This window comes from Clostridium sp. Marseille-P2415 (genome assembly GCF_900155545.1).
Classification (GTDB): Bacteria; Bacillota; Clostridia; order Lachnospirales; family Lachnospiraceae; genus Lacrimispora.
Window position 1 is genome coordinate 3,374,618 of sequence record NZ_LT732526.1, and the last position, 1,898, is coordinate 3,376,515.

At 38.4% G+C, this 1,898-nt stretch carries 1 protein-coding gene; it reads left to right on the top strand.

Annotated features, from left to right (window positions below):
* The first annotated feature begins 98 nt into the window (after window positions 1-98).
* On the top strand, window positions 99-1,727 hold the full coding sequence (locus BQ9856_RS25860; RefSeq protein ID WP_077612647.1) for an IS1182 family transposase: 1,629 nt from the start codon (window positions 99-101) through the stop codon (window positions 1,725-1,727).
* The last annotated feature ends 171 nt before the right edge of the window (window positions 1,728-1,898 follow it).

Here is a 1,898-nt window from a genome sequence, read left to right on the forward strand (position 1 = left end):
GGGGCTGTCGCACTAAGTAATTAGTGCGCAGCCTCTTTGCTTGCAAAAATTTAAGAGCCGGGCTTTGTAAAGCCCGGCTCTTGGTGTAAAATATATTTATGCTACTAAATAAAATTCTACAAAAAGATTATACTATGGTTCAAGATTTTTATCAATTAAAACTACCATTAAATATCGATTGTATAATCCCAGATAATGATTCTGTGCGTTTGCTAAGTCAGGTTGTAGAGGAGATGGATATTTCAGAGTTATATTCGACTTATTCCCGAATTCGGAAAAATACTGCAACGCCAAGACAGATGCTGAAGATTATGCTGTATGCTTACATGAACCGCATCTATTCTGCAAGAGATATTGAAAGAGCCTGTCATCGTGACATTAATTTCATGTTCTTATTAGAGGATTCCAAAGCTCCGGATCATGCCACCATTGCCAGATTCCGTTCACTCCATTTTTCTTCCTGTTCAAAGAAAATGTTAGCTCAAATGTCTGTCCTGCTGTTTGAACTTGGTGAAATCTCCGGAAAGGATATCTTTATTGACGGTACCAAGATTGAAGCCTGTGCGAATAAGTACACGTTTGTCTGGAAAAAATCAGTGACTAAAAATCTCGCAAAACTGTTAGAAAAACTTGCAGCTTTTGTAGAAGAATGTGAAGAAGAATACGGTATTAAAGTTGTGTACCATAATCAAGTTCAACTGCGTCATGTAAAGAAACTCCGCAAAAAACTTTATAAGATCAAAGCCGAAGAAGGAATTGAATTCGTCCATGGAATCGGAAAACGTAAAACACAGTTGCAGCGCTCAATTGAGCGACTAGAAGATTATCTGGATAAGCTGAAAGAATACACAAAGAAAATCTACCAATGCGGTAGTCGTAATAGTTATTCAAAAACGGATCCAGATGCAACCTTTATGCGAATGAAAGAAGATGCGATGCTGAATGGACAGCTGAAGCCAGGCTATAACCTTCAGCATGGTGTGGATTCGGAATACATCACATGGCTTACGATCGGGCCACAGCCAACAGATACCACAACACTGATCCCATTTCTGAAAGATATGGAAGAACATTTAAATTTCAAATATAAAAACATCGTAGCGGACTCTGGATATGAAAGCGAGGAGAATTACCTATATATTGAAGAAAATGAACAGGTTTCATTCATCAAGCCTGCAAACTATGAGATTTCCAAGACGCGAAAATATAAAACAGATATAAGCCGCAGAGAAAACATGGAATATAACACAGAAAACGACTGCTATACCTGCAAAGCCGGGAAAAAACTTGTTTTAACAGGTACGAAACAAGGGAAAAGCAAAACGGGTTATGTAATCAGAAAAAACATCTATACCTGTGAGGACTGCTATGATTGTCCGTACAAAAGGGAATGTATCAAAGGAAACAACAGTAAGATACCTTTTGAAGAACGAGTAAAACGGCTTGAAGTATCAAAGGTGTTCCAACAAAAACGAGCAGAAGATCTGGAACGTATTCTCTCTGATGAAGGCTGTCAGCTTCGAATGAACAGAAGCATCCAGGCTGAGGGTTCATTTGCTGATGTGAAAACAGATATGAATTTCCATCGCTATCTATGCAGAGGGAAAAACAATGTACTTGCGGAAAGCGTTCTTCTTGCAATGGCTCACAACGTGAATAAGCTGCACCATAAGATCCAAAGAGAATGTACAGGAACACATCTGTTTAACCTTAAAGAAAGCGCATAAATTTAAAAAACCTTAAATAGCAGACAACTAAAAGCCGCTGAACAATCAGAGGTATAGTAGTTGTCTGCTATTTTTCTTTGTTCGTAAATCCAGAATAAAAATGAACTCTAAAAGCACTCAAAAGAGCTGGGCACCAGCTGATTTTAATCAACTAGTGCGACAGCCCCTTTT

What these genes read in the sequence shown, in the direction of transcription:
- BQ9856_RS25860 (WP_077612647.1), top strand. Translation starts at nt 99, where the DNA reads ATGCTACTAAATAAAATTCTACAAAAAGATTATACTATGGTTCAAGAT.